The 25,980-nt window shown below is 70.7% G+C and carries 25 protein-coding genes; 10 read left to right on the top strand and 15 right to left on the bottom strand.

Annotated elements, in window-relative coordinates; all coding sequences use genetic code 11:
- Positions 1-436 precede the first annotated feature (436 nt).
- The 9 genes from HS99_RS14340 to HS99_RS14300 all read right to left on the bottom strand — a co-directional run bounded on the left by HS99_RS14340 (position 437) and on the right by HS99_RS14300 (position 7,042).
- Positions 437-1,018, bottom strand: coding sequence for a TetR/AcrR family transcriptional regulator (locus tag HS99_RS14340; protein ID WP_030555260.1), 582 nt, complete (start codon positions 1,016-1,018; stop codon positions 437-439).
- Positions 1,019-1,027: 9 nt separating this feature from the next.
- Positions 1,028-1,978: an SDR family NAD(P)-dependent oxidoreductase gene (locus HS99_RS14335; protein WP_078938498.1), complete on the bottom strand. Its 951-nt coding sequence runs from the start codon at positions 1,976-1,978 to the stop codon at positions 1,028-1,030.
- Between the two features lie 717 nt (positions 1,979-2,695).
- The gene (locus HS99_RS47770; protein WP_267885569.1) at positions 2,696-2,818 is read right to left on the bottom strand and encodes a hypothetical protein; all 123 of its coding nucleotides are present in this window, start codon (positions 2,816-2,818) and stop codon (positions 2,696-2,698) included.
- A gap of 64 nt (positions 2,819-2,882) precedes the next feature.
- Positions 2,883-3,197, bottom strand: coding sequence for a barstar family protein (locus tag HS99_RS14330; RefSeq protein ID WP_030555268.1), 315 nt, complete (start codon positions 3,195-3,197; stop codon positions 2,883-2,885).
- Between the two features lie 536 nt (positions 3,198-3,733).
- On the bottom strand, positions 3,734-4,027 hold the full coding sequence (locus HS99_RS14325) for a hypothetical protein (RefSeq protein WP_030555270.1): 294 nt from the start codon (positions 4,025-4,027) through the stop codon (positions 3,734-3,736).
- Positions 4,024-4,305: a hypothetical protein gene (locus HS99_RS14320; protein WP_141763724.1), complete on the bottom strand. Its 282-nt coding sequence runs from the start codon at positions 4,303-4,305 to the stop codon at positions 4,024-4,026. Before HS99_RS14320 ends, HS99_RS14325 begins: the two co-directional genes overlap by 4 nt.
- 418 nt (positions 4,306-4,723) lie before the next feature.
- On the bottom strand, positions 4,724-5,098 hold the full coding sequence (locus tag HS99_RS14315; protein ID WP_232790633.1) for an aggregation-promoting factor C-terminal-like domain-containing protein: 375 nt from the start codon (positions 5,096-5,098) through the stop codon (positions 4,724-4,726).
- A gap of 803 nt (positions 5,099-5,901) precedes the next feature.
- Complete coding sequence (locus HS99_RS14305; RefSeq protein ID WP_030558176.1) at positions 5,902-6,306, bottom strand: STAS domain-containing protein; 405 nt, start codon at positions 6,304-6,306, stop codon at positions 5,902-5,904.
- Between the two features lie 175 nt (positions 6,307-6,481).
- Positions 6,482-7,042: a MarR family winged helix-turn-helix transcriptional regulator gene (locus HS99_RS14300; protein ID WP_063737850.1), complete on the bottom strand. Its 561-nt coding sequence runs from the start codon at positions 7,040-7,042 to the stop codon at positions 6,482-6,484.
- A gap of 81 nt (positions 7,043-7,123) precedes the next feature.
- Between HS99_RS14300 and HS99_RS14295 the strand changes: the two genes are divergently transcribed.
- Complete coding sequence (locus tag HS99_RS14295) at positions 7,124-8,317, top strand: PP2C family protein-serine/threonine phosphatase (RefSeq protein WP_232543200.1); 1,194 nt, start codon at positions 7,124-7,126, stop codon at positions 8,315-8,317.
- Between the two features lie 371 nt (positions 8,318-8,688).
- Positions 8,689-9,213, top strand: coding sequence for an AAA family ATPase (locus tag HS99_RS14290; protein ID WP_030558180.1), 525 nt, complete (start codon positions 8,689-8,691; stop codon positions 9,211-9,213).
- A gap of 211 nt (positions 9,214-9,424) precedes the next feature.
- Here HS99_RS14290 and HS99_RS14285 read toward each other — a convergent pair whose 3' ends face one another.
- Positions 9,425-10,159, bottom strand: coding sequence for a hypothetical protein (locus HS99_RS14285; protein WP_030558181.1), 735 nt, complete (start codon positions 10,157-10,159; stop codon positions 9,425-9,427).
- Between the two features lie 6 nt (positions 10,160-10,165).
- Positions 10,166-10,672 (bottom strand): DUF308 domain-containing protein, encoded by a 507-nt coding sequence (locus tag HS99_RS14280; protein WP_046385552.1) that lies wholly within the window; start codon positions 10,670-10,672, stop codon positions 10,166-10,168.
- A 329-nt stretch (positions 10,673-11,001) separates the two neighbouring features.
- Here HS99_RS14280 and HS99_RS14275 point away from each other — a divergent pair, with 329 nt between their 5' ends.
- The 4 genes from HS99_RS14275 (at position 11,002) to glpK (ending at position 17,822) form a co-directional block, all read left to right on the top strand.
- Positions 11,002-12,585, top strand: a complete 1,584-nt coding sequence (locus tag HS99_RS14275; protein ID WP_030558183.1) for an FMN-binding glutamate synthase family protein — start codon at positions 11,002-11,004, stop codon at positions 12,583-12,585.
- A gap of 19 nt (positions 12,586-12,604) precedes the next feature.
- Positions 12,605-14,332 carry a thiamine pyrophosphate-dependent enzyme gene (locus HS99_RS14270; RefSeq protein WP_030558185.1) on the top strand — a complete coding sequence of 576 codons (1,728 nt, stop codon included), beginning with the start codon at positions 12,605-12,607 and terminating at the stop codon, positions 14,330-14,332.
- Positions 14,333-15,372: 1,040 nt separating this feature from the next.
- Positions 15,373-16,227 carry an MIP/aquaporin family protein gene (locus HS99_RS14265; protein WP_030558186.1) on the top strand — a complete coding sequence of 285 codons (855 nt, stop codon included), beginning with the start codon at positions 15,373-15,375 and terminating at the stop codon, positions 16,225-16,227.
- Between the two features lie 77 nt (positions 16,228-16,304).
- The gene (gene glpK, locus HS99_RS14260) at positions 16,305-17,822 is read left to right on the top strand and encodes a glycerol kinase GlpK (RefSeq protein WP_030558188.1); all 1,518 of its coding nucleotides are present in this window, start codon (positions 16,305-16,307) and stop codon (positions 17,820-17,822) included.
- A 120-nt stretch (positions 17,823-17,942) separates the two neighbouring features.
- Here glpK and HS99_RS14255 read toward each other — a convergent pair whose 3' ends face one another.
- Entirely contained in the window at positions 17,943-18,722 is a 780-nt protein-coding gene (locus tag HS99_RS14255) for a helix-turn-helix domain-containing protein (RefSeq protein WP_232543201.1), read from the bottom strand.
- A 187-nt stretch (positions 18,723-18,909) separates the two neighbouring features.
- Here HS99_RS14255 and HS99_RS14250 point away from each other — a divergent pair, with 187 nt between their 5' ends.
- Together HS99_RS14250 and HS99_RS14245 are read left to right on the top strand one after the other, a co-directional pair.
- The gene (locus HS99_RS14250) at positions 18,910-19,800 is read left to right on the top strand and encodes an alpha/beta fold hydrolase (protein WP_305953112.1); all 891 of its coding nucleotides are present in this window, start codon (positions 18,910-18,912) and stop codon (positions 19,798-19,800) included.
- Positions 19,801-19,810: 10 nt separating this feature from the next.
- Positions 19,811-21,643, top strand: a complete 1,833-nt coding sequence (locus tag HS99_RS14245) for a glycoside hydrolase family 15 protein (protein ID WP_046385551.1) — start codon at positions 19,811-19,813, stop codon at positions 21,641-21,643.
- Here the strand turns inward: HS99_RS14245 and HS99_RS14240 are convergent.
- Positions 21,592-21,954 carry a hypothetical protein gene (locus HS99_RS14240; RefSeq protein WP_141763723.1) on the bottom strand — a complete coding sequence of 121 codons (363 nt, stop codon included), beginning with the start codon at positions 21,952-21,954 and terminating at the stop codon, positions 21,592-21,594. The two genes, HS99_RS14245 and HS99_RS14240, sit on opposite strands and share 52 nt — an antisense overlap.
- A gap of 114 nt (positions 21,955-22,068) precedes the next feature.
- Positions 22,069-22,917 carry an NAD(P)H-binding protein gene (locus HS99_RS14235; RefSeq protein WP_030556537.1) on the bottom strand — a complete coding sequence of 283 codons (849 nt, stop codon included), beginning with the start codon at positions 22,915-22,917 and terminating at the stop codon, positions 22,069-22,071.
- Positions 22,918-23,038: 121 nt separating this feature from the next.
- On the opposite strand from HS99_RS14235, the gene HS99_RS14230 reads away from it, so the two are divergent.
- Complete coding sequence (locus HS99_RS14230) at positions 23,039-23,542, top strand: MarR family winged helix-turn-helix transcriptional regulator (RefSeq protein ID WP_030556539.1); 504 nt, start codon at positions 23,039-23,041, stop codon at positions 23,540-23,542.
- A gap of 119 nt (positions 23,543-23,661) precedes the next feature.
- Here the strand turns inward: HS99_RS14230 and HS99_RS14225 are convergent, their stop codons facing one another.
- Positions 23,662-24,945, bottom strand: a complete 1,284-nt coding sequence (locus tag HS99_RS14225; RefSeq protein ID WP_050366103.1) for a vanadium-dependent haloperoxidase — start codon at positions 24,943-24,945, stop codon at positions 23,662-23,664.
- 417 nt (positions 24,946-25,362) lie between these two features.
- On the opposite strand from HS99_RS14225, the gene HS99_RS14220 reads away from it, so the two are divergent.
- A complete protein-coding gene (locus tag HS99_RS14220) occupies positions 25,363-25,965 on the top strand; it encodes a sigma-70 family RNA polymerase sigma factor (RefSeq protein ID WP_170066665.1) in 603 nt (200 codons plus the stop codon).
- Positions 25,966-25,980 lie beyond the last annotated feature (15 nt).

Raw genomic sequence — 25,980 nt, 5'->3', positions numbered from 1 at the left:
CGGCTCGGCCACGTCATGGGACCTCACGCCGGGCCGCCCGCCGGGCCTGCCGGGGCGGTCCGCCCGGGACTCCGGTCGGGGGACACGGAGTTCCCGTCGGGGCGGGCGGGTCGTTGACCCGTCGTGGCTGACGGGACGGACAGTCGACCTCTGCACCGCCGCCGGCGTCTCGGGCCGGCACCTGCGCCGCGACCGCATCCTCGACGAGGCCCGCCACACCGGCGACCCGGTCCACCTCATGCACCCGTGGGGCAGAGGTACCAGGCCCGAGGCACTCAGGCCAGGTGGAGCCGTCACACGATCAGCGACAGAGCCCGGAATTTTCCACCCCTGTGGTCACGATTCCCCAAGGGGGAAGCCGGTCGTGGACGTGCGCGGGAGCGCCCGGTGTCACCGCTGGGCGCAAGGATCCCCCGGGCCGCGGCAGAGGGGGATCTCACACCGTTGTCGGTGTGGCTCGCAGGCCGCCGAGCAATGCGGCCAGGTAGCGGTGCGCGGTGTCGATCCGGTCTGCGGGGGCGCTGCCGTGTACGTCTACGGCGTAGGCGATGCCGCACATGAGCGGGACCAGATCGGCTGCGGCCAGGTCGGGGCGGACCGCCCCGGCGGCGCGGGCCCGGTCGAGGAGTGCGGTGCCTGTGCACCACAGGGACTCCTTGAGTTCCGTGGTGCGCGGCAGGGCGTCGACGGAAGCGGCGGCGACCGGCGCCACGGAGGCGTCGGTGACCTGCGCCTCGACGGTGCGGGTCAGGAAGCTCTCCAGCGCCCGCCAGGCGTCGGTGTCGGCCAGCGCCTGCCTGCCGTGGGCGGCCAGGGCCTCCAGGCAGGGGGTGGCGACCGCCTCCAGGAGCGCCTCGGGCGTGGCGAAGTGGCGGTAGACGGTTCCGACTCCGAGTCCGGCGCGGCGGGCGACGTCGTTGAGCTGCAACGGCGTGCCCTGGTCGACCAGCTCGCGGGCAACGGCCACGATCCGCTCCCAGTTGCGGGCCGCGTCCTTGCGCAGGGGTGTCGTCGTCATGGGGACATGCTAATCGGATGGCTCATCCGGATGGCCCCGTCGCCCGTGCGCGGCCGGGCCCGGTACGGGCGACGGGGCCACGAGGGGCGCGTACTGCCGGCTGAGTCGGCGCACGGCATCGGTGACGCGGGGGTCGGTGGCCGTGCGCAATGGCGCCGCCGGGCGCGCCGTGGCGCCGATGACGATGCCGGTCCGGCCCGCCAGGGACTCGTCGGTGGCGGCGATGATGGAGGGCTTTGCGGCCTCGGATGCCGGGCCCGCGGTGGAGCGTTCGAACTTGCGGCGCACGAGCGGCCACAGCAGCCGCAGGGCCGGTGAGACGATCTTCGGGTCGGTCAGGGTGCCGTTGGTCATGTCGGTCGCGGCGCCTCCGGGGTCGGCGGCGAAGACCGAGACGCCCGTACCGTCAAGCCGCGACGCCAGGTCGAGCGTGTAGGCGAGGTTCGCGAGCTTGGCGCGGCCGTACCAGTGGAAGCCGTAGTAGCCGCCGGGCGGCTCGACGGAGTCGAACACCCGCTTGGCGACACCGACCGCCCCCGAGGTCACGTTCACGATCCTGCTCGGCGCACCGGCCGTGAGCGTGGGCAGCAGCAGTTCCGTCAGCAGGTACGGCGAAAGGTGGTTGACGACGAACGACGCCTCAACGCCGTCCAGCTCCTGTCGATCCGCGAACATCGCCCCGACGTTGTTCACCAGCACGGTCAGCGGATCGCCGGAGGTGGCGTGGTCGTCGGCTATCCGGCCGGCGAGCGCGCGCACGCCGTCGAGCGAGCCGAGGTCGGCGGGCAGGAACCGGCCAGGGCGCGCCGGATTCACCGCGTTGATCCGGTCGACCGCCCGGGCGCCTCGGTCGGCGCTGCGCCCGACCACGGTGACCGCGAATCCGGCGGCGGCCAGTCCCAGAGCCGTCTCCAAGCCGATGCCGGCGGTCCCGGCCGTGACCACGGCTGTCTTCCTCATGCGTTCCTCCAGTCCGGTGATTCGGATAGGTCATCCGCTTAATGGCGACGATAGCACAATCGGATGGCTTATCCGCTTGTGGTGGCAGGCGAGGTCCTGCCGCCCGCGACGAAGCCCCCGCGAGCACCCAGGCCCCGGAGCCCCAAGGAGCGCGGGTGCGGCGCTGCCGCAGCGACGGTCGTCTCACGAGGCGGCGTGGACATCGAGCGGGCACCTGGGGAATTGCGTGACGTCGCACGGGGCAGAGTTCCTCCTCCGTGCGGTGGTTCACCGCCTGGCGCAGCTTGCGGCCGACGGGCCGGCGAGAGCCGCCGGCGTGGTGGCATACGGCTCTGGGGGGCACCTTCAGGAGGGCCGCGAGCAGGCCGATCGCCCGCCGGGTGGTCTCCTCCGGGCTGAACCGGTAGTCCATACCCAGCGGACCGTCGGCGTACCGCTCCAGCAGCACCAGAAGCCGTGTCTGGACGGTGCGCAGCTCTGCCGCCGGGCAGTTGCCAGCTGTCGGCGGGGTGGGCCTGGCGGGGCACTGTGGTCTTCTTCGTCGTCGTCATGGCGCCACCCTGGCCGAGGCCGGCTGTGGACAGCCGGGCGCACTGTCACAGACCAACGCGGCCACTACGAGTTGCTCGGGGCCGGGCCGGGCCGGGCCCCCCGGGGTCCCGGGGGCAGCGTCGTGGCGGATTCACGCGTCGTCCCCCGAGCGTCGCGGTCAGCCGGTCACGGCCCAGACCGTACGCGGCGCAGCCAGTTCGGGACGGCCACGGGTGCCGCGGCGAGCAGGAACAGGTCCGTGCTCGCCGGGGTGCCTGCCGCGATGGTCTCGAGGACGAACCTCGCCACGCCCGTGTCGACGATTTCGCCCGCGCCGGCGGCGGCGAGGCCCGTCGGGGGGTGTGGGGCCGGGTCAATCCGTTGCCGCAGGCCAATCCGGTCCGTGGACGATGAGCTGGTTCTGCTCTCCGTCGAAGGTGTCAGCCAGGACGTCGGCTTCCCTCCGGTGCCCTTCGAAGAGACCCCGCTGGTCGACGTGCACGACCAGGATGTCGTGGCTGTCGATCACCTCGGAGATGCCCCGGGTCTCGATCGTGTCCGACCACGCGTCCAAATTCCGGCCGAACCACTCCGGCAACCCGCAGGGCTCGCTCACTGCGTCCCAGAAGTCGTTCAGTGTCTCGATCTGCCGGCCCCGAAGGTCGACGATCAGCTCGTTGTCCGTCATCCCGGCAGAGTAGCGAGCCAACTGCCAGTCAAGAGACAGGCCGTAGACCGACTCCGGGTGACCATGTCAACCAGATCGTCGCCGGACGCCTGAACCACGTCGGCATCACCGCACACGGCATACCCGCCGACCCCGCCGACGGCCGTCTGCCCGTCACCCCCTCGACCTCGACCTCACCGGCGGGCGGCAGTCAGACAACGAGCAGGCGGCCCGCGCCGACTCCGCCAAGGCCAGCGCCTTTCCTGTCCTACGACGACCTCTCCAGCGCCCTCGGCCTCGGCATCACCGCCGGCGACCGGCCCGGCTACGTCGACGCGCAGCACCACCCACCTGATCGCGTGGCGGGTCGTCATGGGCATCGGCAGGACCTTGCCGTGCTCCGCGAGAACGCTCGCCCTGCCCGACGACCAGCGCACCGACCGCCTCGGCCAGCTTCGTCAGTGTCTGGCGCTGCTCGATCTGGTCCTCACGGATCGCGTTCAGCACCTGGGTGTGCCCGCGTAGCAAGCCCCAGACCTCCGTGGCACCTCGCACGGTCAGTCAGCCCGCAGAATCCGCGAGACATAGATCTGCGGCGGGTCCGAGCCCTCGTTCACTGCGTACTCCACGAGCCCCTGGTCCCGGCGCAGTGGCGCCGAGTGCATTCCGGGACGGCCCGGGACGGGCAGGCTCAGGTGGGGGAACGCGTTTTGTCGCAGGTCGATGAGGAAGGCCACCACGGCGGAGAACACGTCGGCCGGCGTGTCCGGGTCGCCGAGGAACTCCTCGACGACCGGGGAGAGAGTGATCGGGTCGTGCTCGTCGTCGGGGACGTCACTGAAGTCGCTCACACGGCCCCGAACCGACGCAGAACCGCGGACGCGGAGGTACCGGGGGCCGTGCCGGCCTGGACGGCAGCGTGGATCCGGTCGCCCTCCGGGTCGCGGTACAGCTCCGCACGCAGCCACCACCGCTTCAGCACGCCGCCGATCGTCTCGACGTCGGCCTCACCCATCTCCCGGTAGAACTCCATCCGCTGCGCCGGCGGCAGAGCGGCGGCGACAGCATCCTGGGTACGCGGGATGGGCTGCCGGCCATCGTGGTGGCCGTGCAGGGGCGCTGCGCTCACCGTGTCCTCCGGGCGTCTCGTGCGAGCTGGACCGGTACCAGTGTCCCCCGTCGAAGGCTCCTGGTGGTACCCGGGTACCCATGCTTGGCATAGGCCGGGTCGACCGGCCGCCTTGCCGAACAAGGACGCCAGCCGCTTCACGAAGGCCAACTGCCCAGGCCGGACCGTCCACGGTCCGGCCTGGGCGGTGACGGTCCGCAGTTGCCGCCCGATCCCGGGCTGGTCGGCAGGGCAAGTGGCGGGCCGTGCCTGGACGGGAAGAACGAGGCGGAGGATCCGGTCGTCAGTTCGTGGACGTGCCGACCGCCGGGAAACGGCACGAGGGCCTGTGCCCGCACGTTCGCGCGGGTACAGGCCCTCGTGGTCACCTCGGTGGCCCCTGTCCGGCCCCGGGGCACGGGGGGAGCCGGAGGTCGGCTCAGTACCAGTGGTGGTTCTGCCAGAACGCCCAGGCGGCGTTGGGGCTGCCGTAGCGGGTGTTCATGTAGTCCAGCGTCCACTTGATCTGGGTGGCGGGGTTGGTCTTCCAGTCCGCGCCCGCCGAGGCCATCTTGGAGGCCGGCAGCGCCTGGCCCAGCCCGTACGAACCCGAGCTCGGGTTCGTCGCCGTCACGTTCCATCCCGACTCGTGCGACACGACCTGGCTGAACGAGGCCAGCTGGTCCGCGGGGACGATCCGGGCGGCGACGGCCTGCGGGGAGGCGTCCGCGGCCGAGGCCACGGCGGGGACCACGGCGGCACCCAGGGCGGTCACACCGGCGGCGCCGGCCAGGATCGCGGCGGAGGTACGCATACGGAGCTTGAAAGCGGGCATGTAGAGCAAGACCTCAATCGGGTTGGGCCGAGTCGCGTCCCGTCCTGGACCGTGGCCGGACAGGGGCCATGACGGTCACGGGGCGTGACTCGGCAGTAAGCCGTTCACCGGCGGGACAGGAGCCGGTGTGGCTGACGACGAATGCCAACGTGCCAGACCGGATCGGCGCTCGCCAAGACCCCCTTCTTACGATCCGCGGTCGTAGCCCAAGTGAGCCGGCACTGATCCGAGAGGCGGGCCGCTCCGGGCCCCCGATCCCCGTCGGCCCTTCTGGCCTGCGCCAACACCCCTCAGTCACTGATCAAATGGTCTCAAAATAGAACAAAACGGACACCACTATTCGCCGTCGTGCACCGCATTCACGTGTGAGCGCACTCACTGGACAGGTTCCCCGCCCCGTCACCGGTCCGGCCACCACCACCACGCCGAGTCAACACCAGCCGACCGCCCTTGAGACCGCCACCACACCTGACCGACGCAACGCGGCCGCCAGGCGCAGCGTCCGGTCCTTTCGCGGGCCGGGGAGGTCGACGGCGTCGGTGGTCGTGGCGTCCACGCTGGTCTCCGGTTCGATGCGGTCCCGGCCGGCAAGGGCGGAAGGTTGCGGGCGTACGCTGACGGCCGGGCCCCTCACGTCGACGAGCGTGAGGGGCCCGGCCATCTTCCCGGGTTGCGCTGATACGGCCCGCCGGGGCCGGCCCGGCGGGCCCCTCCCCCGGCCGGCGGAGGTTCGGCGGTCCTTCGGCGGGCACCCGATCCCCGCCCCGGGCCCCTCAACGTGGTCAGGGGGCGACGCCTACGGGTTCACCGTCGTTGAGGGGAGCGGGCTTGGTGCGGGCCGTCGGTAGCTGCGGCGAAAGGCCAAGGGCACCGCGAGTACGGGTGAGATCGGCGAGACGTAGCAGAGCGTGTGACGGGTCGGCGAGATGGAAAGTGGCGGGTGCTTCCGTGATGCGCTTCTTCGCCCGGAGCAGACCGCCGAGACTTGCGCAGTCGCAGAACGTGAGGTTCTTCGCGTCCACGATGACGATCCGGGCGTGCGCGAGCAGTACGTGACGGACCGCTTCCTCGAACTGCGGAAGGGTGTCCAGATCCACCTCGCCCGACAGTTCGATTTTGGCGACATCCGTGCCGATCGTTACGTCGACCGTCAAGCAGCCCGGCGCCGTGCGGGGTCGTTCGGCCACAACGGCCTCCCTTCACCGGGCGGTGCGCAGAGCGGCCCGGGACCGCAAAGTGCGGCATATGGCCCACCCTAGAGGCAATAGTTGCGCTTCGACAACAATCGCCGCTCAGCAATGATCCGCTGCTGCTTCGTGAGCAGGGTGGCCCGAGCGGGGCCGGCCGTGCGAACGCCCCGGTTCAGGCGCTACGTGCGGGTCCGACACCCCGTACGACGTCGTGTCCGGACGCATCCGCGACCGGCTCCACGCCCGGTACCCCGTGCGAGCCCGCTGAGGTGGTTCGCTGCGCCGTGATGCCCATGGCCGCTGCGCGGAAGGATGTCAGCCCAGACATCAGCGCGCGGCGGTCCGCGTCGGGCATGGCTTCGAGGACCCGCTCCAGGGACTGCTCCCGGTCCGCCCGCAGACCGGCGAGAAACGCGCGACCGGAGGCTGTGAGGTGGAGTTCGAGCTCCCGTCGACTGGCCGCACTCGGGTTGCGCTGCACCAGACCGATCGCTTCCAGCCGATCGCAGAGCCGACTGGCGGAAGAGGGCCGGGTGTCCAGGGCCTGCGTGAGGGTGCGCAGGTTGATTCCGTCACTGGCCTCCAACACGTAGAGCACCCGCAACTGTGACACCGAGACCGGCGCGGCGACCAGGTCGCGGCCACCGCCCCATAGCACCTCCAGCAGTTCCACCACGGACGACGCGATGGCCGCGGCGTCTGGGCGGCCCGGCAGGGGGGAGACTGTGTCCATGGGGCCATCTTGGCACCCGTGCCACCACACAAGACACATCGCCAACGGAACGGTCGGCGGTCGAACGAGAGGGCGAACTGATTGGCGGCCAACCTGTCGGCGGTAGAACGCGCATTGCGCGTCGCCGCACCCTACGCCCTGCTGGACACCATCCGTGCCAGCCTCACCAACCTCTACCGTGCACACCAGGTTGAGCTGCTTCTGGCCGACTACAGCCTGACCGTGCTGCAGCCGGTCACGGAACTGCCCCACACCGAACGACCGCTCCCAGTACACACCAGTGCTCCGGGCCGCGCTTTCGGCTCGCAGGAGCCCTTCGCGGAGCCGGGCGCCTTCGAGGGAACACGTCTGCTGCACCTGCCGGTGACCGTCCGGGGTGACCGTCTCGGCATCCTGAGCGTCGGCCTCGACAGTTCCACCCTCACCCCCTCCGTGCAGGACGAATTGTGGGAAATCGCCGAAATGCTCGGCTACCACATCATCGTCGCGGAACGCGACACCGACCTCTATCTCCAGGCCCGCCGCAAGAACCGACTCACTCTCGCCGCCGAGATGCAGTGGCAGCTCCTGCCTGCCCGCGCCTGTGCCCGTGACGAGTACGCGATCGGTGCCCAGCTCGAACCGGCCTACGCGATCCGCGGTGACAACTTCGACTGGTCGGCTACCGAGGACCACCTGACCCTGACCATCACCAACGGCATGGGCGAGGGCATCGAGGCGTCCCTGCTCACCAACCTGGTCGTCAACTCCCTGCGCAACGCCCGGCGAGCGGGCGTCAGCATCGCCGACCAAGCGGCCCTGGCCGACCAGGCCGTGTACGGGCAGTACCGCGGCGAGGCCCACGTGTCGGTCCTGCTCCTCGAGTTCCACCTCGACACCGGCCTGGTTGAGATCGTCGACGCGGGCTCGCCCCAGCTGCTCCGGCTCCGAGCCGGAGCGGTCGAGCACATTCCGTTCGAGGCGCAGCTACCGCTGGGTCTCGCCGACGAGACCCCGTACGAGGCGCAGCGCATTCGGGTCGAACGAGGCGACCGGCTGATCTTCGTCAGCGATGGCGTGCACGCGGTCACCTCCAAAGCAGGCGAGCCTTACGGCGAGCGAGCGCTGGCCAGGGCGATCTTGGCCACCCAACTGCTGCCCGCCACCGAAGTCCCCCGAGCGGTACTGACTGAGCTGGGCCGCCACCGCGACGACGATGCCCTGGACGACGCCCTGGTCGTCTGCCTCGACTGGTACGGCCGCCATCCGGCGTCGGCCGATGCCACCCCGGCGTGAGCCGCCGCCATCCTGACCGTCGCGAGGACACACGCCGCGGACCGCGCATCCACCTCCCCGATCCGCAGGGCCTGATCACGGATGGCTGCGGCTGGTCCGGCAAGACACCCTGCCGCGCAAGCTCGAAGCCCCCCTCGCCGCCGCCGAGCAGCGGCCCCGTCAGTGGGGCGCCGGGATCGGCGCGGGCGAGCGGCTGCTGCCGGTGCGGATCGACCTGGGGTCCAGCCAAGGTGAGCCCGGAAGGGGCAGTGAGATGATCTTGAAGGCGTGGGAGCCGACCGTAGGCTCGCCCGGGTGCTCGACGTCGAAGTCGTACCGGATTTCTGCCGTGCCCGTTCCCGCGGCCGCGCACAACGCTAGCGTTGGGTCTCATGATCGTATGGCTCAACGGCACCCACGGCGCGGGCAAGACGACGACCAGTGCACTTGTGCAGCAGTTGATCCCGGATTCACGGGTGTTCGACGCCGAGAAGGTGGGCGAGACACTCATGGACATCACGCCAGGGCTGCCCGCGACGGACAACTTCCAGCACTGGCCGCCATGGCGATCACTCGTAGTCGAGACCGCCCGCCGCGTACTCGACTACACCGGCGGTACTCTGGTGATGCCCATGACTGTCCTGGTCGAGTCGTACTGGCGCGAGATCAGCTCGGGTCTCGCCGAACATGCCATTCCGGTACGGCACTTCGTCATTCACGCAGACCAGGAGACCCTCCGCGGGCGCATCGCGGGCGACACTGTCGTCGGTCCCAACTCCTGGTTTCGTCTCAAGTACCTTGAGCCCTACGCCGAGGCAGCCCGCACGTGGCTACATGGCGAGGCCGAGGTCGTCGACACCACGCACCTCACGCCCGCCCAGGCCGCCCTGCAGATCGCGGAGGCCGTCAAGAGTTGAGGTTCGGCTCGCCACTGAGACGCTCAGGCGGGTCAACCTTGACGGCCCTGCCGCTCGGGAAGCCACGGCGAAGTGACAAGTGGCGCTCTCTGGCCGACGTGACCTTCTGTAACCCCGCCGAGCATGACGTAGAGGCGTGGTACCACCGGTAGGGGTACGGTCGAAGTGAGCCCCTGGCCGGGCGGGTACGCGGCTGCGGGCACTACTGTCCTCAGCTGTGAAGAAGGCGAAGGCGGAGCTGGAGGAGATCCGCCTTCGCCAGCAGGAGCTGGTCGAGGCCCTGATCGGGGACTACCGGGTGGTGCTCAAGGACATCGATGACGGTGGCCCGGCCCAGCTGGCGCTCGCGAAGGCCACTGAGATGACCGAGATCTTCGCGGACAGGACGCCCGGCAAGGGCGAAGCTGCACGGGAAGCCGGCGGGGCCGACTTCCCGTGCGTGGTGGAGGCGGCGGGCCTCAGTGGATGAGGAGGGCCTTGACGCCGGAGAGGATCGGGACGAACTGGTACCGCCCGTCGCCCGGCCGCAGGAGGGCTTGGTGTCAGGGGTGTTGGAGATGTTCGTCCCGGCGTTGAACCGCCCGTCCCCGCTCGGGCCGAAGGTCGTGAGGTGGTCGCGGTAGCCGTCGAAGTAGTACATGCACTGGTGCAGGTTCAGGTACCGCCCGGCGGTCAGGTCCAGGGGCGTGACGCTCGACAGCAGGGGGATGGGGTGGTCGGTGCCCCCGCCGCCGCAGCTGACCGCGGTGTCACGGGTGTCGGAGACGTCGGTGCCGGCGACGAACTTGACGTCGGTGGTGCCCACCGCCGTGGTGAGGTGGTCGAGGTCGAAGTCGCTCCAGAACATGCACTGGTGCAGGTTGAGGTAGCGGCCGGACGTCAGGTCGTACGGTTCGGCGGCCGTGTAGACGTTGGGCTCGTACCTCCCGTCCCCGGGGCCGCACATGCCCGACTACGCCGCGGGCTCGGGCATCGCCGTCGCCGCACGCCAGGTGGCGATGACGTGAGCCGCCTTGGTCTCGAAGTCCGGGTCGCGCCAGGCGCCCGGCATGCCGATCACCGCCGGCAGCTTGGAGTCACCGTGCTCCCGGTGGGTGACCCGCACGACGTCCCCGGAATCGGGGCGGTTACGGTTCTTCCCGACCTCGACGTTGGTGATGTCCGCCCAGGCGAACCGCTTGCGGGAGCCCAACGCCCCGGTCCACCAGATCTCACGCTCGTCGAAGCTCACGCTACTGAAGGCGCCCCTCACCTGGAGGAGTCCACCGACGATCAGGAGAACACCGAAAGCCATGGCGGCGGCAGTCCGGACGTCCACCGGGACGAGCGAACCGCGGTACAGAAGGTAAGCACCCTGGGCCAGGAAGAGCGCCGAGAAGATCCACTGGCGACGAATCTGTGCCGGCTGGAGACGGTAAGTCACGTGTTTCACCAGCGGATCTTGGCAGGTCGGGCGCATCTGAGGAAGCGTCACGTCGATCCCTGCCCGTCTCACTCCCCCGAGCGGATCGGCTCCCCGGCGCGGTGCAGGTAGGCGGCCGACGCCGAACGCCGGCTCTCCTTCGTGATCTCCCGCTACAGTGCCGGCCGTGGTGGAGGAACCCGTGCGTGTGGTCGGGGCGGTGCCCACGGGCCCAGTGCGGCAGGAGGTGGCGCAGCTGGCCGCGGTCAGCATCGACTGGTATCCGGCTGGAGCAGGGGCGGCTCGGCATGCGGGCCTGGACTGGATCGGCTACTGGCCGAGCAACTCGCCTGACTATCTGCGCCGTTCGGGGTTAGACGGCTGCTGTGCTGAGATTCCTGTGGGTTGCCGGGCCGGTCGGTGGGGCGGCCGCCGCCACGGCCGCGGCCGCTTTCGGGTCCCCGTGGTGGTGGTGTGCGGCCGTCCCCTTGCTGGTGGTGACGGTGCTGGCGTCGAAGGACCTGCTGCAGACCCGGCACTCGATCCTGCGGAACTACCCGGTCATCGGGCGTCTGCGGTTCGCGCTGGAGGGCATCCGACCCGAGGTGCAGCAGTACTTCGTCGAACGCAACGTCGACGGGCGCCCCTACGACCGCGACACCCGCAGCATCGTCTACGAGCGGGCCAAGGGAACGGACGCGGAGGAGCCGTTCGGCACGGAGCTGGACCTGTACGAGAGCGGGCGCGAGTTCCTGGTGCCGTCGATGGCCCCCGTCGCGGTGCCGCAGCACCTGCCCAGGGTGCGGGTCGGCGGTCCCGACTGCTCCCAGCCGTACGCGATGGCACTGCTCAACGTGTCCGCGATGAGCTTCGGCTCGCTGTCGGCCAACGCGGTGCTGGCCCTGAACACCGGTGCGGCGCTGGGCGGTTTCGCCCATGACACCGGTGAGGGCGGGCTGTCCGAGTACCACCTGCGGCCCGGCGGAGACCTGGTGTGGGAGATCGGCACCGGCTACTTCGGCTGCCGCACCGAGGACGGAGACTTCGACCCCGGCCAGTTCGCCGAGAAGGCGGCGCACCCGCAGGTCAAGTGCGTCTCACTGAAGCTCAGCCAGGGCGCCAAACCCGGCATCGGCGGCGTGCTGCCCGGATCCAAGGTCGACGCCCGGATCGCGCGGGTGCGCGGCGTCCCGCAGGGGAGGACCGTGGTCTCCCCGCCCTACCACCGGGTGTTCTCCACGCCGCGCGAACTGGTCCGCTTCATCGGCCGGATGCGCGGGCTGGCGGGCGGCAAGCCGACCGGGTTCAAGCTCTGCGTCGGCTCGCGCCGCCAGTTCCTCGCGGTCTGCAAGGCCATGCTGGAGGAGGGGGTGACGCCGGACTTCGTCATCGTCGACGGAGCGGAGGGCGGGACCGGCGCCGCCCCGCTGGAGTTCGCCGACCACGTCGGAATGCCGCTCACCGAGGGACTGATGACGGTGCACAACGCGCTGGTCGGCACCGGTCTCCGGGACCGGATCCGGATCGGCGCCAGTGGCAAGGTGGCCACCGGCAGCGACCTGGTGAAGCGGTTGATCCAGGGAGCCGACTACACCAACGCCGCCCGGGCCATGATGTTCGCCGTCGGCTGCATCCAGGCCCAGCGCTGCCACACCAACACCTGCCCGGTCGGCGTGGCGACCCAGGACCCGCGCCGGGCCCGCGCCCTGCACGTGGGGGACAAGTCCCAGCGGGTGCGGCGCTACCAGGAGGCCACCGTCAGGAGCGCCCTGCAGATCATGGCCGCGATGGGAGTCGACGACCCCTCGCAGCTGCGCCCGCACATGCTCCAGCGCCGCATCGACCCGCAGACCATCCGCTCCTACGCGGACCTCCATCTCTGGCTGGAACCGGGGCAGCTGCTCCATGACCCTCCCGCTTCCTGGGCGCGCGACTGGGAGGCCGCCCACCCCGACCGGTTCACCGTCTGACACTTCGAAGGGAAGCCCCGTGGCACGTACCGTCGCCCGTGTGATCGTCGACGCCCTGCAGGAGCTGGGGGTGCGCCATGTGTTCGGCGTCGTCGGCGACGCCCTGAACCCGCTGACCGAGGCCATCCGCACCACCGAGGGCGTGGACTGGATCGGCTGCCGCCACGAGGAGGCCGCGGCCTTCGCGGCCGGCGCCCAGTCCCAGCTGTCCGGAACCCTGGGCGTGTGCATGGGTACCGTCGGCCCCGGATCGGTGCACCTGCTCAACGGACTGTACGACGCGGCCAAGAGCCGGACCCCGCTGCTCGCCATCGCCGGACAGGTCCCGTCCGCCGAGCTGGGCAGCGACTACTTCCAGGAAGTCGACAACGACCTGCTGTTCCGGGACGTCGCGGTCTTCCGGGCGACCGTGACCTCACCGGACCAACTGCCGAGGATGCTGGAGACCGCCGTCCGCTGCGCGATCAGCGAGCGCGGTGTGGCAGTGCTGACGGTCCCCGGCGACCTCGGCGACCGGGAGCTGACGGACGACCGCCCTGCCCGCTTCCCGCGTGTCCGCCCGGTCACCCGCGCCGACGACGCCGGCATCCGGGAAGCCGCCGACCTCGTCAACGCCGCCGACCGGGTGACCCTCCTGGTCGGCCGGGGAGCCCGGGACGCCCGCGGGGAGGTGCTGGAACTCGCCGAGCGCCTGTCCGCACCCATGGTCCTCACCCTGAAGGCCAAGGAGGGCTTCGAAGCGGACAACCCCTACCAGGTCGGACAGACCGGCCTGATCGGCAACCCCGCCGCCGCCGCGGCGCTGGACGCCTGCGACACCCTGATCATGCTCGGCACGGACTTCCCCTACCGCGACTGGTACCCCACCGGCCGCAAGGTCGTCCAGATCGACCTCCTCGAACGCAACCTCGGCCGCCGGGTACCCGTCGACGTGGGACTGGCGGGCGACACCGCGGCCACCCTCCGGGCCCTCCTGCCGCACCTCAGGCCCACCGCGGACCGCGCCCACCTCGAAGCAGCCCGTGAGCGCTTCGAGCAGTGGACCGCCGGCCAGCGGCGCCTGGCGGACCCCGAGCACGACCACCACCTGCTCGGCCGCCTGCGCAGCGCGCTGGACAACCGGGCCCACGACGTCCGCCCGGAAGCCCTGGCCGCCGCCGTGAACGACTGCGCGAGCGACGACGCCGTCTTCACCTCCGACACCGGCATGGCGACCGTCTGGCTGTCCCGGTTCGTGACCATGCACGGCCGCCGGCGGCTGCTGGGGTCGTACAACCTCGGCTCGATGGCCAACGCCATGCCCCAAGCCCTCGGCGCGCAGCTCTGGGCCCCCGACCGGCAGGTCGTGGCGTTCTGCGGCGACGGCGGCCTGAGCATGCTCCTCGGCGACCTGATGACGATCAGGACCCACCGGCTGCCGGTGAAGCTCGTGGTGTTCGACAACCGCCGCCTGGGCATGGTCAAGCTGGAGCAGGAGCAGGCCGGGCTCCCGGAGTTCGGCACGGAGCTGGACAACCCGGACTTCGCCGCGGTCGCCACCGCGCTCGGCCTGACCGGCATCCGGGTCACCCGGCCCTCCGAACTGCTCGACGGCGTGCGACGGGCCTTCGAGACGCCGGGACCGGTGGTGCTCGACGTCCTGACCAACCCCCGGGAACTCGCGGTTCCGGGCAAGCCGACCGTCGAGCAGGGGTGGGGCTTCGCGATCGCCAAGGTCAAGGAGACGCTGCGCAGTCACGACGGCTGACGGTCGGCCGCCGGGGCGGTGGCCTCCGCCCCGGCCGTTGCCCGCCCCGGGGGCATCCACCGGTTCGCCTCCGGGCCCGGGTACACCCGGCCGCCACGGGCGGTATCAGGCCGCCCACCCGAACCCCTGGGCACCGAACACGAGCAGGCCCTCCACGAACTCAACCTCGCCGCCACACGTACTCGCCGCTCCTCGCTGGCCCGTTTGGCCTGGTGCTCACGGTGTTGCGTCCAACGCCGCCGCCTGCTCGATGTACGTGGTGGTCCACAGCGCCGGTGGTCGTCGTCCCCTGTCGGCACCTGGTGCGGGACGATTCGGTCACCCAGCACCCAGGCACGTCGCGGACACCGCGCGGTGCGGGCGGCCGGACCGCTCGGGGGTTCGGCCGGCCGCCCGGTTCCACAGTGCCGCCGCTCGGCTGCGGATGCAGCCCGGGCTACGCCGACCCGACGTCAGCAGCGGCCGGGCCTGCGGATGGGCCGAGCGGCAGCAGAGCAGCGGGAACGCGCCGACGACCGGCGGCGAACCGGTCGGGAGTCAGGTCGGACAGGCGGCGACGCCCGTCGGTCCAGCACCGCGTACGGACCGGGAACCCGGCAACGAGGCTGGCCGTGACCCGGCGTCCTCGACGGCTGGCGGGACGCGGCCGCAGTCGAGCATGCCGTGCAGCGGCACCCCGCTGGGGAAGAGGCGCTCGGCATCACGAGACTTCGCAGCCGGGTCCAGCAGCCACGGCGCCGACGCCGTCCCGGGCCTGCCCGCCGCGCTCCCCGAGCCCGTCGACGTCGTGATGCGCCCCGATCGTTCGTGTTGCCACCTCTCGTAGAGGCAACCCTGACACTCAGGACGCCAGCACACCGATCCACGAGCACGCCGAGCCGGATGCGGCCGTCACTGTCTGACCGACGCCGAGCAACCCCTGCAAGCCCGAGCGTCTGTGGCTCGAACGGCCGTCTCCGCAGGCCACCGTGCCGGTTCTCGCAGAGGCTGGGTCGCGCACAGCCTGTACGGATGACCCCGGTTGGCGGGAATCGGATTCCATGACGGAGAACACGGGAAATACGCCGAGCGCGAGCAGGGCCACGCACAGTTCCGGCCGAAGACTGCTCGGTGAACTCAGCGCGGAGTTCGCCGGTACGATGATCCTGATCCTCTTCGGCGTCGGCGTGGTGGCTCAGGTGGTCGCCGGCGGCATCGGCAACCACGACAGCATCTCCTGGGCCTGGGGCCTTGGTGTCACGTTCGGTATCTACACGGCCGCCCGGATCAGCGGAGCCCATCTCAATCCGGCGGTCACCGTCGCGCTCGCCGTCTTCAAGGGATTCGACTGGCGCAAGGTGCTGCCGTACGTGCTGGCCCAGACCGCCGGGGCGTTCGTCGCGGCGCTGCTGGTGCGCTGGAACTACACCGAGGTGCTGAACAAGGTCGATCCCGGCCACACCCTCAAGACCCAGGTCGTCTTCTCCACCCTCCCGGGCAACGGCACGGCCCCGGTCAGCGACTGGGGTGCGCTGCGCGACCAGGTCATCGGCACCGCCATCCTGGTCTTCCTGGTGCTCGCGGTGACCGACGTGCTGAACACGCCGCCGGAAGCCAACCTGGGCCCGTTCATCGTCGGCCTCATCGTGGTGGGAATCGGCATGGCCTGGGGCACGGACGCGGGCTACGCGATCAACCCGGCCCGCGACTTCGGACCGCGCCTGGCCAGTTACCTCACCGGATACTCGCATGCCTGGCGGGACCAGTACGGCCATCTGTACTTCTGGGTACCGATCGTCGGCCCGCTGATCGGCTGTCTGGTCGGCGGTGTTGCGTACCGCTACCTGGTCACTCCCCATCTCGGGGCCGAGGGGCCCGAGGAGCCCGGCCAAGCCCCGATCGAGCCGATCGGCTGAGTCGTCCTCGTACCGGCCGGCATCACCAGCCCCACCCGGCGGACGCAAGCGGAAGCACAGAAGCAGAGGCGGCAGCCATGCCAGAGTTCGTCGGAGCGGTGGATCAGGGGACCACGAGCTCGCGATTCATGATCTTCGACCACGCCGGCAACGAGGTGGCGATGCAGCAGTTGGAGCACACCCAGATCCTGCCCCGCCCCGGTTGGGTGGAGCACGACCCGGTGGAGATCTGGGAGCGGACCGACTCGGTGATGCGCAACGCCGTCCGGCAGGGCAGCCTGTCGCCGGCCGACCTGGTGGCGATCGGGATCACCAACCAGCGTGAGACGACGGTCGTCTGGGACCGGCGCACCGGCCGACCGTACTACAACGCGATCGTCTGGCAGGACACCCGCACCGACTCGATCTCGGCCGCGCTGGAGCGCGACGGGCACGGTGAGGTGATCCGCCGCAAGGCCGGGCTGCCGCCGGCCACGTACTTCTCCGGCGGCAAGATCAAGTGGATCCTGGACAACGTCGAGGGCGTCCGGGCGGACGCGGACAAGGGACACGCGATCTTCGGTACTACCGACTGCTGGGTGCTGTGGAACCTCACCGGCGGCCCGGAAGGCGGGATCCACGCGACCGACGTGACCAACGCCAGCCGCACCATGCTGATGAACCTGGAGACGCTGGACTGGGACGACGAACTGCTGGCGCTGTTCGGCATCCCGCGCGCGATGCTGCCGGTAATCCGCCCGTCCTCGCACGCCGGGGCGTACGGCACAGCCCGCACCTCGGGGCCGCTGCGCACAGCCGTACCGATCACGGGGGTGCTCGGTGACCAGCACGCGGCGACCGTCGGGCAGGTCTGCTTCGCGCCCGGCGAGGCGAAGAACACCTACGGCACCGGCAACTTCTTGGTGCTCAACACCGGTACCACGCTGGTCCGTTCACGGCACGGCCTGCTCAGTACGGTGGCCTACCAGTTCGGCGACAGCCCGGCGGTGTACGCGCTGGAGGGTTCGATCGCGGTCACCGGCTCAGCCGTCCAGTGGCTGCGGGACCAACTGAAGATCATCGACAGTGCCCCGGAGGTCGAGCGGCTCGCCCACACGGTCGACGGCAGCGAGGGCGTCTACTTCGTGCCCGCCTTCTCCGGGCTCTTCGCGCCCTACTGGCGCTCGGACGCCCGCGGCGCGATCGTCGGCCTGGCCCGGTATCACACGAACGGGCACCTGGCCCGGGCCACGCTGGAGGCCATCTGCTACCAGAGCAGGGACGTGGTTGAGGCGATGGAGCAGGACTCCGGCGTCCACCTCGAGGTGCTCAAGGTGGACGGCGGGGTGACCGCCAACGACCTGTGCATGCAGACCCAGGCCGACGTGCTCGGCGTCCCGGTCAGCCGTCCGGTGGTCGCCGAGACCACTGCGCTCGGCGCCGCGTACGCAGCCGGCCTGGCTACCGGATTCTGGCAGGACGAGGACGAACTGCGCTTGCACTGGCAGGAGTCGAAACGCTGGGAGCCCTCGTGGACCGAGGAGCGGCGGGCCGAGGGGTACGCGGGGTGGCAGAAGGCCGTGCAGCGCACCCTCGACTGGGTCGACGTCAGGTAGTACGCCGAATAGCACCTCAACGAGCCTAAGGGCCGGGAGCGTAGGCCCGACGCTGACCGCGAACCAGCGGATTTCTCTGCGCCCCGGCGCCATGGCCGGCGCCCCGGGTCGGCCCCCGACTCAGCGTCCCCCGATACCGGTGTTCCCGCGCATGGCGCGGTGGCGGCCCGGAGTCGTTCCGACGATGTCGGTGAACGCGGCGATGAAACTGCTCGGGTTGGCCCAGCCGCAGGCGTAGGCGGTGCGGATGGTGTCGTGGCCGTCGGCGAGTAGCACGAGCGAGTGGTGGATGCGCAGTTGCGTGCGCCACTCGTAGAAGGTCATGCCGAGTTCGCTGCGGAACAGTCGGCTGAGGGTGCGGGTGCTGGCCCCGATCGTCGCCCCGAGTTCGGCCAGGGTGGCGTTGTCTGCCGGGTTCTCGTGCAGGAGGCGGGCAAGGGCCTGCAGTCGATCGTCCTGCGGCTCCGGCAGGTGCAGCGGCTGTTCGTCTGCTTCGCAGAGGTCGTCGACGAGGACCCGCAGCAGGCGAGCGCGCGCACTGCGGCTGTAGCCGGGTGCGTCGTCGTGGTTGCGGGGGCCGGTCAGAGCGAGCAGGACCTCGCGGGCGAGGCCGGAGGCCAGAAACACGGCGGGGTGGTCCGGGACGAGCCGGGCGAGGGACGGCGTGAGGAAGACGATGCGCATGTCGGTGTCGCCGTGGGCCCGGTGGTGGTGCGTGAACCCGGCGGGGGTCCAGGCGACTCGGTTGGCCGGAACGATCGACGTACCGCGCTCGGTGTGAACCGCCAGGACGCCGCTGGCCGCGTAGACCAGGTGTCCGCGCGTGTGCGACTGCGTCTTGCTTGTCTCGCCGGACGGCCAGAGGTGGCGCCCGCCGGACGGCCACACCTGCGAGGTCACACCGGCGGTCGGAGGAGTTTGGCGGTGAACAGGCATCGGTTGGCAGCCTACCGGTAGCAGGCCACACCACGGCCCGGTGAGACTTCCTCGTGCGGAGCGGTCGCCGGTCGCGCAGCGCGCCGACCGAACCGCGGCGCATCGGGGCAGCGTGCCTCGATGCCGCGGCCTGAGGGAGTAGGAGAAACGCATGGCTACGTTCATCCTCGTGCCGGGTGCTTGGCACGGCGCCTGGGCGTTCGAGGCGGTGGTTCCGCTGCTGGAACGTGCCGGACACACCGTTCACGCCCTGACCCTGACCGGCCTGTGGCCGGAGGACGACGACGCGACGGTCGCGACCGCCAACCTCGACACGCACGCCGACGACGTGTTGCGGCTGCTCGATCGCGCCCACATCACCGAAGCGACGCTCGTCGGCCACAGCTACGGCGGGATGGTGATCGCAGCCGCCGCCGACCGCGCCGGCGGCCGGGTCGCCCGACTGGTGCATCTCGACGCCTACGTGCCGCGGGACGGCGAGTCGTGCTGGTCGTCGACGAGCGAGGGCTACCGGGAGGCGTTCGTCGCCGGTGCGGCGGGCACCGGTTACGCCGTCCAGCCGTCAACTGGCGGCGATCCCCGCCGGCGGCCGCACCCCCTCGCCTCTTTGCTGCAGGGGATCCGGCTCACCGGCGCGTTCGCCCAGGTGCCCCGTCGGGAGTTCGTCTACTGCTCGGGGTGGGAGGACAGGACGCCGTTCGCCGACCTCCGAACCCGGCTCCGGGCCGATCCCGAGTGGCAGGTCCACGACCTCCCGACCGTCCACAACGCCATGCGTGAGGACCCGGAGGCGGTGGCCGCGCTCCTGCTGGGCGACGAGCAGCGCCCTGGGGCGGCCTGGGTCTTCCACGGCGTCGCCGGCCTGGTCTCCGAGCATCGAGGCCCGCGCGCGGGCCTCGCGCTCGGCGCCAGTGCGCCACCACCAGCGAGGGACCTCGGCCCCCACCCGGCTGCCCTCGGGCCGACTGGCCGCAGGCCGGACGCGATCTACCATGGAGGGCGAGGTCCTGAGAGGCCGCACCTGCCCACAGCCGAACGGTAGGGAGGCGGGCATGGCCATCGGAAGCGTGTCCGGCTGGGTGGACGACCCGCGCTACATGCCGATCTCCGAGCACGGTCTGATCGGCGACCTGCGCACCGCCGCACTGGTCGGTACCGACGGCACGATCGACTGGTACTGCTGCCCCCGCTTCGACGCGCCCAGCGTGTTCGGCGCCATTCTCGACGCCGACAAGGGCGGTTCGTTCCAGCTGGCCGCCGACGTGCCGGCCCGGACCCGGCAGTTCTACTTCCCCGACACCAACGTGCTGATCACACGGTTCTACGCAGCCGACGGGGTGGCGGAGATCCAGGACTTCATGCCGGTCGCAGACGAGTCCCGCGAGGCGGCCCGGCACCGGCTGATCCGCCGGGTGGTCTGCGTACGCGGCACCCTGCCGTTCGCCGCCCGGATCGCTCCGCGCTTCGGCTACGGGGCCGAACCGCACACCGTGCGCGTGCGGGGACACGAGGCCGTCTTCGAGTCCCCGTCGCTCTCCCTCGCGCTGACCTCCACCGCACCGCTGGAACCCGACGCCATGGACGTGGTGTCGCATTTCAAGCTGCTCGAAGGTGAGTCCGTGGTGTTCGCCCTCGACCGGATCGGCGACGACGTGCGGCCCCGGGCCTGTCCGGCCGCCGAGGCGGAGGCCGAGTTCGGGACGACGGTCCGGTTCTGGCGCCGCTGGCTCTCGCAGTCGCGCTATCGCGGCCGGTGGCGCGAGATGGTGCACCGCTCCGCCCTGGTCCTGAAGCTGCTCACCTACGTGCCGACCGGCGCGATCGTGGCCGCGCCGACGACCAGCCTGCCCGAGCAGGTCGGTGGCGGGCGCAACTGGGACTACCGCTACGTGTGGGTCCGCGACGCCGCCTTCTGCGTCTACGCCATGCTGCGGCTGGGCTTCACCTCCGAGGCCGAGGCCTTCATGGGCTTCCTGTCCGAGCGGGGCATCATGCGAGGCTCCGGCCCCACGGGACCGCTGCAGATCATGTACGGCATCGACGGGCGAAGCGACCTGCCCGAGACCGACCTGTCCCACCTCGAAGGCCATCTGGGATCCGCTCCCGTGCGGGTGGGCAACGCCGCGACCAAACAGCTCCAACTCGACATCTACGGAGCCCTGATCGACTCGGTCTACCTCTACGACAAGTGGGGTCAGCCGATCAGCAGCGACCGCTGGGATGAGGTCGGCGCCGTCGTGGGCTGGCTCTGCGACCACTGGGACCAGCCCGACGAGGGCGTCTGGGAGACCCGGGGCGGCCGGAAGAACTACGTCTACTCGCGCCTGATGTGCTGGGTGGCAATCGAACGAGCCATCCGGATAGCGAACCGGCGGGGCCTGCCGGCCGACCTCCCCCGCTGGCAGCGGTGCCGCGACGAGGTATACCGGCAGATCATGCGACAGGGTTGGTCCGAGGAACGCGGGGCGTTCCTCCAGGATCTGGACGGTGACGTCCTCGACGCCTCGGTCCTGATGATGCCGATGGCCAAGTTCATCTCCCCGACCGATCCCAAGTGGCTGTCGACCCTGGACGCGCTCAGCACGGATCTGGTCTCCGACTCGCTGGTCTACCGCTACGATCCGCAGGCCAGCCCGGACGGGCTGCAAGGACCCGAGGGCACCTTCTCGATCTGCTCCTTCTGGTACGTCGAGGCGCTCACCCGCGCAGGACGCGTGGAGGAGGCCCGGCTGGCCTTCGAGAAGATGCTCACCTACGCCAACCACGTCGGCCTCTACGCCGAGGAGATCGGACGCACCGGGGAACAGCTCGGCAACTTCCCGCAGGCGTTCACTCATCTCTCGCTGATCAGCGCCGCGTTCAACCTCGACCGCGCGCTGGGATAGGGCCTGCCGGGCCTGCCACCGGGGTCAGCCGGCAGCCGGAGAGCCGTGAAGCGCCCCGCCCAGCACGGGGACCAGCCACTGCTCGATCCGTTCGGCGGGGTTCGGATGGTCAGACGGGTCGGCAGGGCCAGCTGGAGGCCCACCGCGACGAGAATGGCCACCGAGACCGCCCAGCGCTGCTCACCGAGAGTGACCGAGCGCCACGCCGGGCGCTCCGGCTTCTCGGGCTCCAGGAGCCGCTCGATCCGCTCCAACCTGCGGTGCAGCACCTCGGAAAGCTGCACCGAGGCATGATGTTCGTGCTCAGTCATGGCGCACAGTGTGTCAGGCGTCTGCTTTCACGATCGCGGTGGCGCCGGGTGCAGGGAGGAGGCCGCCGGGGTGCCTGCTCGGCGGGGCCGCACGAACAGCGGCATGGACGTGTGCTACTCCTTCGAAAGCGCGAAAGCGGCGGCGTTCTCGACCGCCCACTGCCGGAAGCTGCGGGCGGGCGTGCCGAGCAGGGTCTCGGTGGTGTCGGCGATGGTGGCCGGGCCGGCGCAGGCCGCGGCCCAGAAGTCGAGCAGGGAGCCGACGACCACCGGCGGCATGAAGCGGGCCATCTGCTGCTCGGCCTCGGCCCGGGTGACCGTCTCAACGGCGACCTCGCGACCCAGGACCTCGGCCAGGATGCCGAGCTGCTCTCGGAAGGTGAGCGACCGAGCGCCGGTCAACGTGACCGCGAGGCCCCGGAAGGCCGCCCCGGTGAACGCCTCGACGGCGATGTCGGCGATGTCGTCGGGGTGGATGGGCGCGATGTGCGCGTCGGGGTAGGCGAGTTGGACCGGCAGGCCCTGGGAGATCGGGTGCGCCCAGCCGAGGGCGTTGCTGGCGAAGGCGTCCGGGCGCAGGAAGGTGCACGGCAGGCCGCTCGCCGTGAGCGCCTGCTCGACGTGGAGGTGGTGTGCGGCGAGCGGGTGGGTCTCGGCGTCGGGGGCGTTGACCGAGGCGGAGGACATCAGCACGACGTGCTCGACGCCGGCGGTGCGGGCGGCCTCCGTGAAGGCCCCGATCCCCTCCGGTTTGGGGTACAGGAAGACCTGCTGCACGCCGTCGAGCGCAGCCGGGAAGGTCTCGGGCCGGTCGAGGACCAGCTCGGCGGTCGCGACCCCGGCGGGGACAGCCAGTTCGGCCGGCTCGGCACTGGCGGCGCGGACCGGCAGGCCGGCGGCGTGCAGGCGGTCCAGGGCGGCGCGGCCGACCCTGCCGCGGGCGCCGGTGATGAGGACGGTCATGGGTTCCCCCTACGAGTCTGTGGGCCGCAGCTCTCCGCCGCAGCGCATATGCATGCTTGCATGCATATAATTGTGAGTCAACACATGTCTGCCATCACTCATGGACCGTACGATGGGCGGCATGACGACGAACGAACCGGACCACCCGGACCACCCGGACCACCGGACGGCCGAGGACCTGCTGAACGCCGTGGGCCCGGCCTTCGGCCGGCTGCGCCGCACCTCACTGCTGGAGGTCGAGAACCCCATCTCGGCCAAGGACCTGAGCCGCACCCTCGTCCTGAACCTCGTCCAGCAGCACACCCAGGACTCCGGGAAGGAGGTCACCGTCGGCGCGATCGCCGAACTCCTCGGCGTGGACCCGTCCGTCGCCAGCCGCATGGTGAGCGACAGCATCAAGACCGGCTACCTGACCCGCGCCGCCTCCCAGCAGGACGGCCGCCGCACCGTCCTCCACCTCAGCCCGGCCGGCACCGAACTCATGGCCCGCCTGCGCCGCCACCAGCGCGACGCCTACGACTGCATCACCGCCGACTGGAACGAACGCGACCGCCTGGAGTTCGCCCGCCTGATGCTCAAGTACGTCGACTCGCTCGACCGCCTCGCCGAGCGCGCCAAGCAGTAGCCGGGGCGGTGCGAGCCCACTGCTCCGCCAAATGATCGTCACCCGACCGGGGCCGCCTCCACCCGACGTGTCGGGTGGAGGCGGCTCCTGGTCCCGGCGCCCTGGCGCCGCGCGGGCGGTCAGAGCTGGTGCGCCACGAACTCGGCCACCTGCGTGCCGAGTTGCTGGCCGGCCTGGTTGTCGATGGCGGTGTGCTGGCCGGACCAGACCCGGCTGAGCCACGCCTCGGTGGCGGCGTCCTGGAAGCCGGCGAAGGTTCGGGTGACGCCCTTCGAGGTCACCGTGAGCCGGTGCTGCGCACCGTAGATTCCGGCGAGCGTCGTTGCCGCCGCCTGGCTGAGAGCGCCGTGAGCGCCGGGGTAGGACGGGTCCGGGGCGGTCGGCAGCAGCGGGGTCCAGCCGGGATCGCCGACGATGCCCGGGTTGTCGTGCGTGTCGCCGAGCCGGATCGCGGTGACGGGCCGCCACACGTGGTAGGCGTACTTGGCGTCGTACATCGCGATCGCGGTGTCGGCGAGGGACAGGTCGAGCCGGGCGAAGACCTTCACCGCCTTCTCCAGGCTCGCGTTCCCGGAGGTGACAAGGCCCTGCGCGACCTGGTTCCACACGTTCCAGACGGGCGCCGCCGCCCAGAACTTCGCGGCCGCGGTCTGATCAGGAGTGCGGGTGGTACTGGTCTTGCTCCCCAGGCCCTTGACCTCGTTCAGGGCGGCGGCGTACTCGGCGGAGCCGACGGCCGGCGGCGCTGCCGGGCGGAACTGGTTACCGCTCGTCAGCACGAACGGCTTGACCGAGCCCCAGTTGGTGAACACCGGCGCGGGGAAGTCGGGCGGCGTGGGCCGGTAGTCGCCGGGCTGGCTGCCGGGAGTGAACTGCGGCGGCTCGGCCGAGGATCCGTCAGCGGACCGCAGACTGATCAGTTGGCGCGCGACCGCCGCTCCCACGCCGATGCCCGCCTGCTTACGGGCGCCGTCGGCGACTGCGGACAACTGGCTGCTCAGCTGCCGGTCCACGCCGGCGCGCTCGGCCGGGTACAGGGCGACCAGCACATCGTGGGCGGCCTGGTCCGCTGCGACGTCCGCACGGGCGCCCTGAGGTGCCGGCACCGAGAACAGGTACGCGGGAGCGGTCCGGGTGATCGACACCACCGCGTCGTACTCGGCGGCCTGGAGCAGCGCGAAGCTGCGCGTGGGGTGGACGGTGGACGGTTGGGCTTTCGGACCGCTCAGGATGGTGATGAGCTCGCGGTTCCACTCCACGACCGACCTCCCGGACCCCGGGGCGGCCGTGCTCGTGGTCGGTGGCAGAGCGTCGACGGCGGTGGAACCGAAGGCCGGGCTGGTGAGTCCGGCTGCCAGGACGGTCCCGGTCAGGACGGCGAGCGTCTTCTGCTTCCCACTCATTTCAGTGGCTCCTTCTCGCTGGTGGCGGGCCGTGGCAGCAGGTGGCCGTAACGCTCGGACCACTCGGGTGCACCACTCGGGCCGCTGCGGACCAGGGAGTACAGGTACACGGGTGCGGGTGTGTGCTCTCTGCTGATCAGCCCGCGACGGGGGCGGGCATGGGTCGGTCGTTCGCTCGGTGTGTTCGCCGGTAGCCGCCCGCGGGCGGCACCGGTCGCTGTACGTGACGACGGGTGTGCCTTGAGGGGCGGCGGAACCATCTCGGCCGTCCCGGCTCACTCCGTGCGGAATGGGGAAGGAGGGGATCCCGGGGATCGGTGCTCGTCAGGTTCCACGGGCGCCGGGCACCGTACGGTTCGGTGCGCAAGCACCTTTTGCGAAATTTCACGGATCAGTGGCATATGCGATGATCGATTTATGCCGTGGAGTCTTCGGAGACGCGGTCCACCGAGTGAGCCGGATCGCTCCGGGAACCGTGTCTCTGGTACGGGGACCATCTCCCGCGCGGACGAGGAACTACTCCGCACGCTGTACGCGGAGCACGCCGGGCCGCTGCTTCACTTCGTCCTGCGACTGACCTCAGGAGACTGGCAATGGGCCGAGGATGTCGTGCAGGAGACACTGCTACGGGCCTGGCAGCACCCCGCGGCGTTCGACCCCGCGCGCGGGCCGGCCCGGGCGTGGCTGTGCACGGTCGCCCGGAACCTGGTCATCGACGCCCACCGGGCCCGCCGGGCCAGACCTACCGAGGTCGACGGGCAGGCGCTGGAACGGCTCGCGGAGCAGACGCCCGGAGAAGACGAAATCGAGCAGACGCTGCAGAGCTGGGCGGTGGCCGAGGCCATCCGGACCCTCTCCGCGGAGCACCGGGCCGTGCTGCTGGAGACGTACTACCGGGGCCGGACGATGGTCGAGGCCGCGGAGGTGCTCGGCATTCCGGTGGGCACCGTGAAGTCGCGCACGTACTACGCCCTGAAGGCGCTTCGGCTGGCGCTGCAGGAACGGGGTATCGAGCCGTGACCGCGTCGTGAAGGA

Origin of the sequence: Kitasatospora aureofaciens (assembly GCF_001188955.3) — a bacterium.
GTDB classification, from domain to species: domain Bacteria; phylum Actinomycetota; class Actinomycetes; order Streptomycetales; family Streptomycetaceae; genus Kitasatospora; species Kitasatospora aureofaciens.
This window is presented reverse-complemented; position numbering and strand designations above follow the sequence as displayed.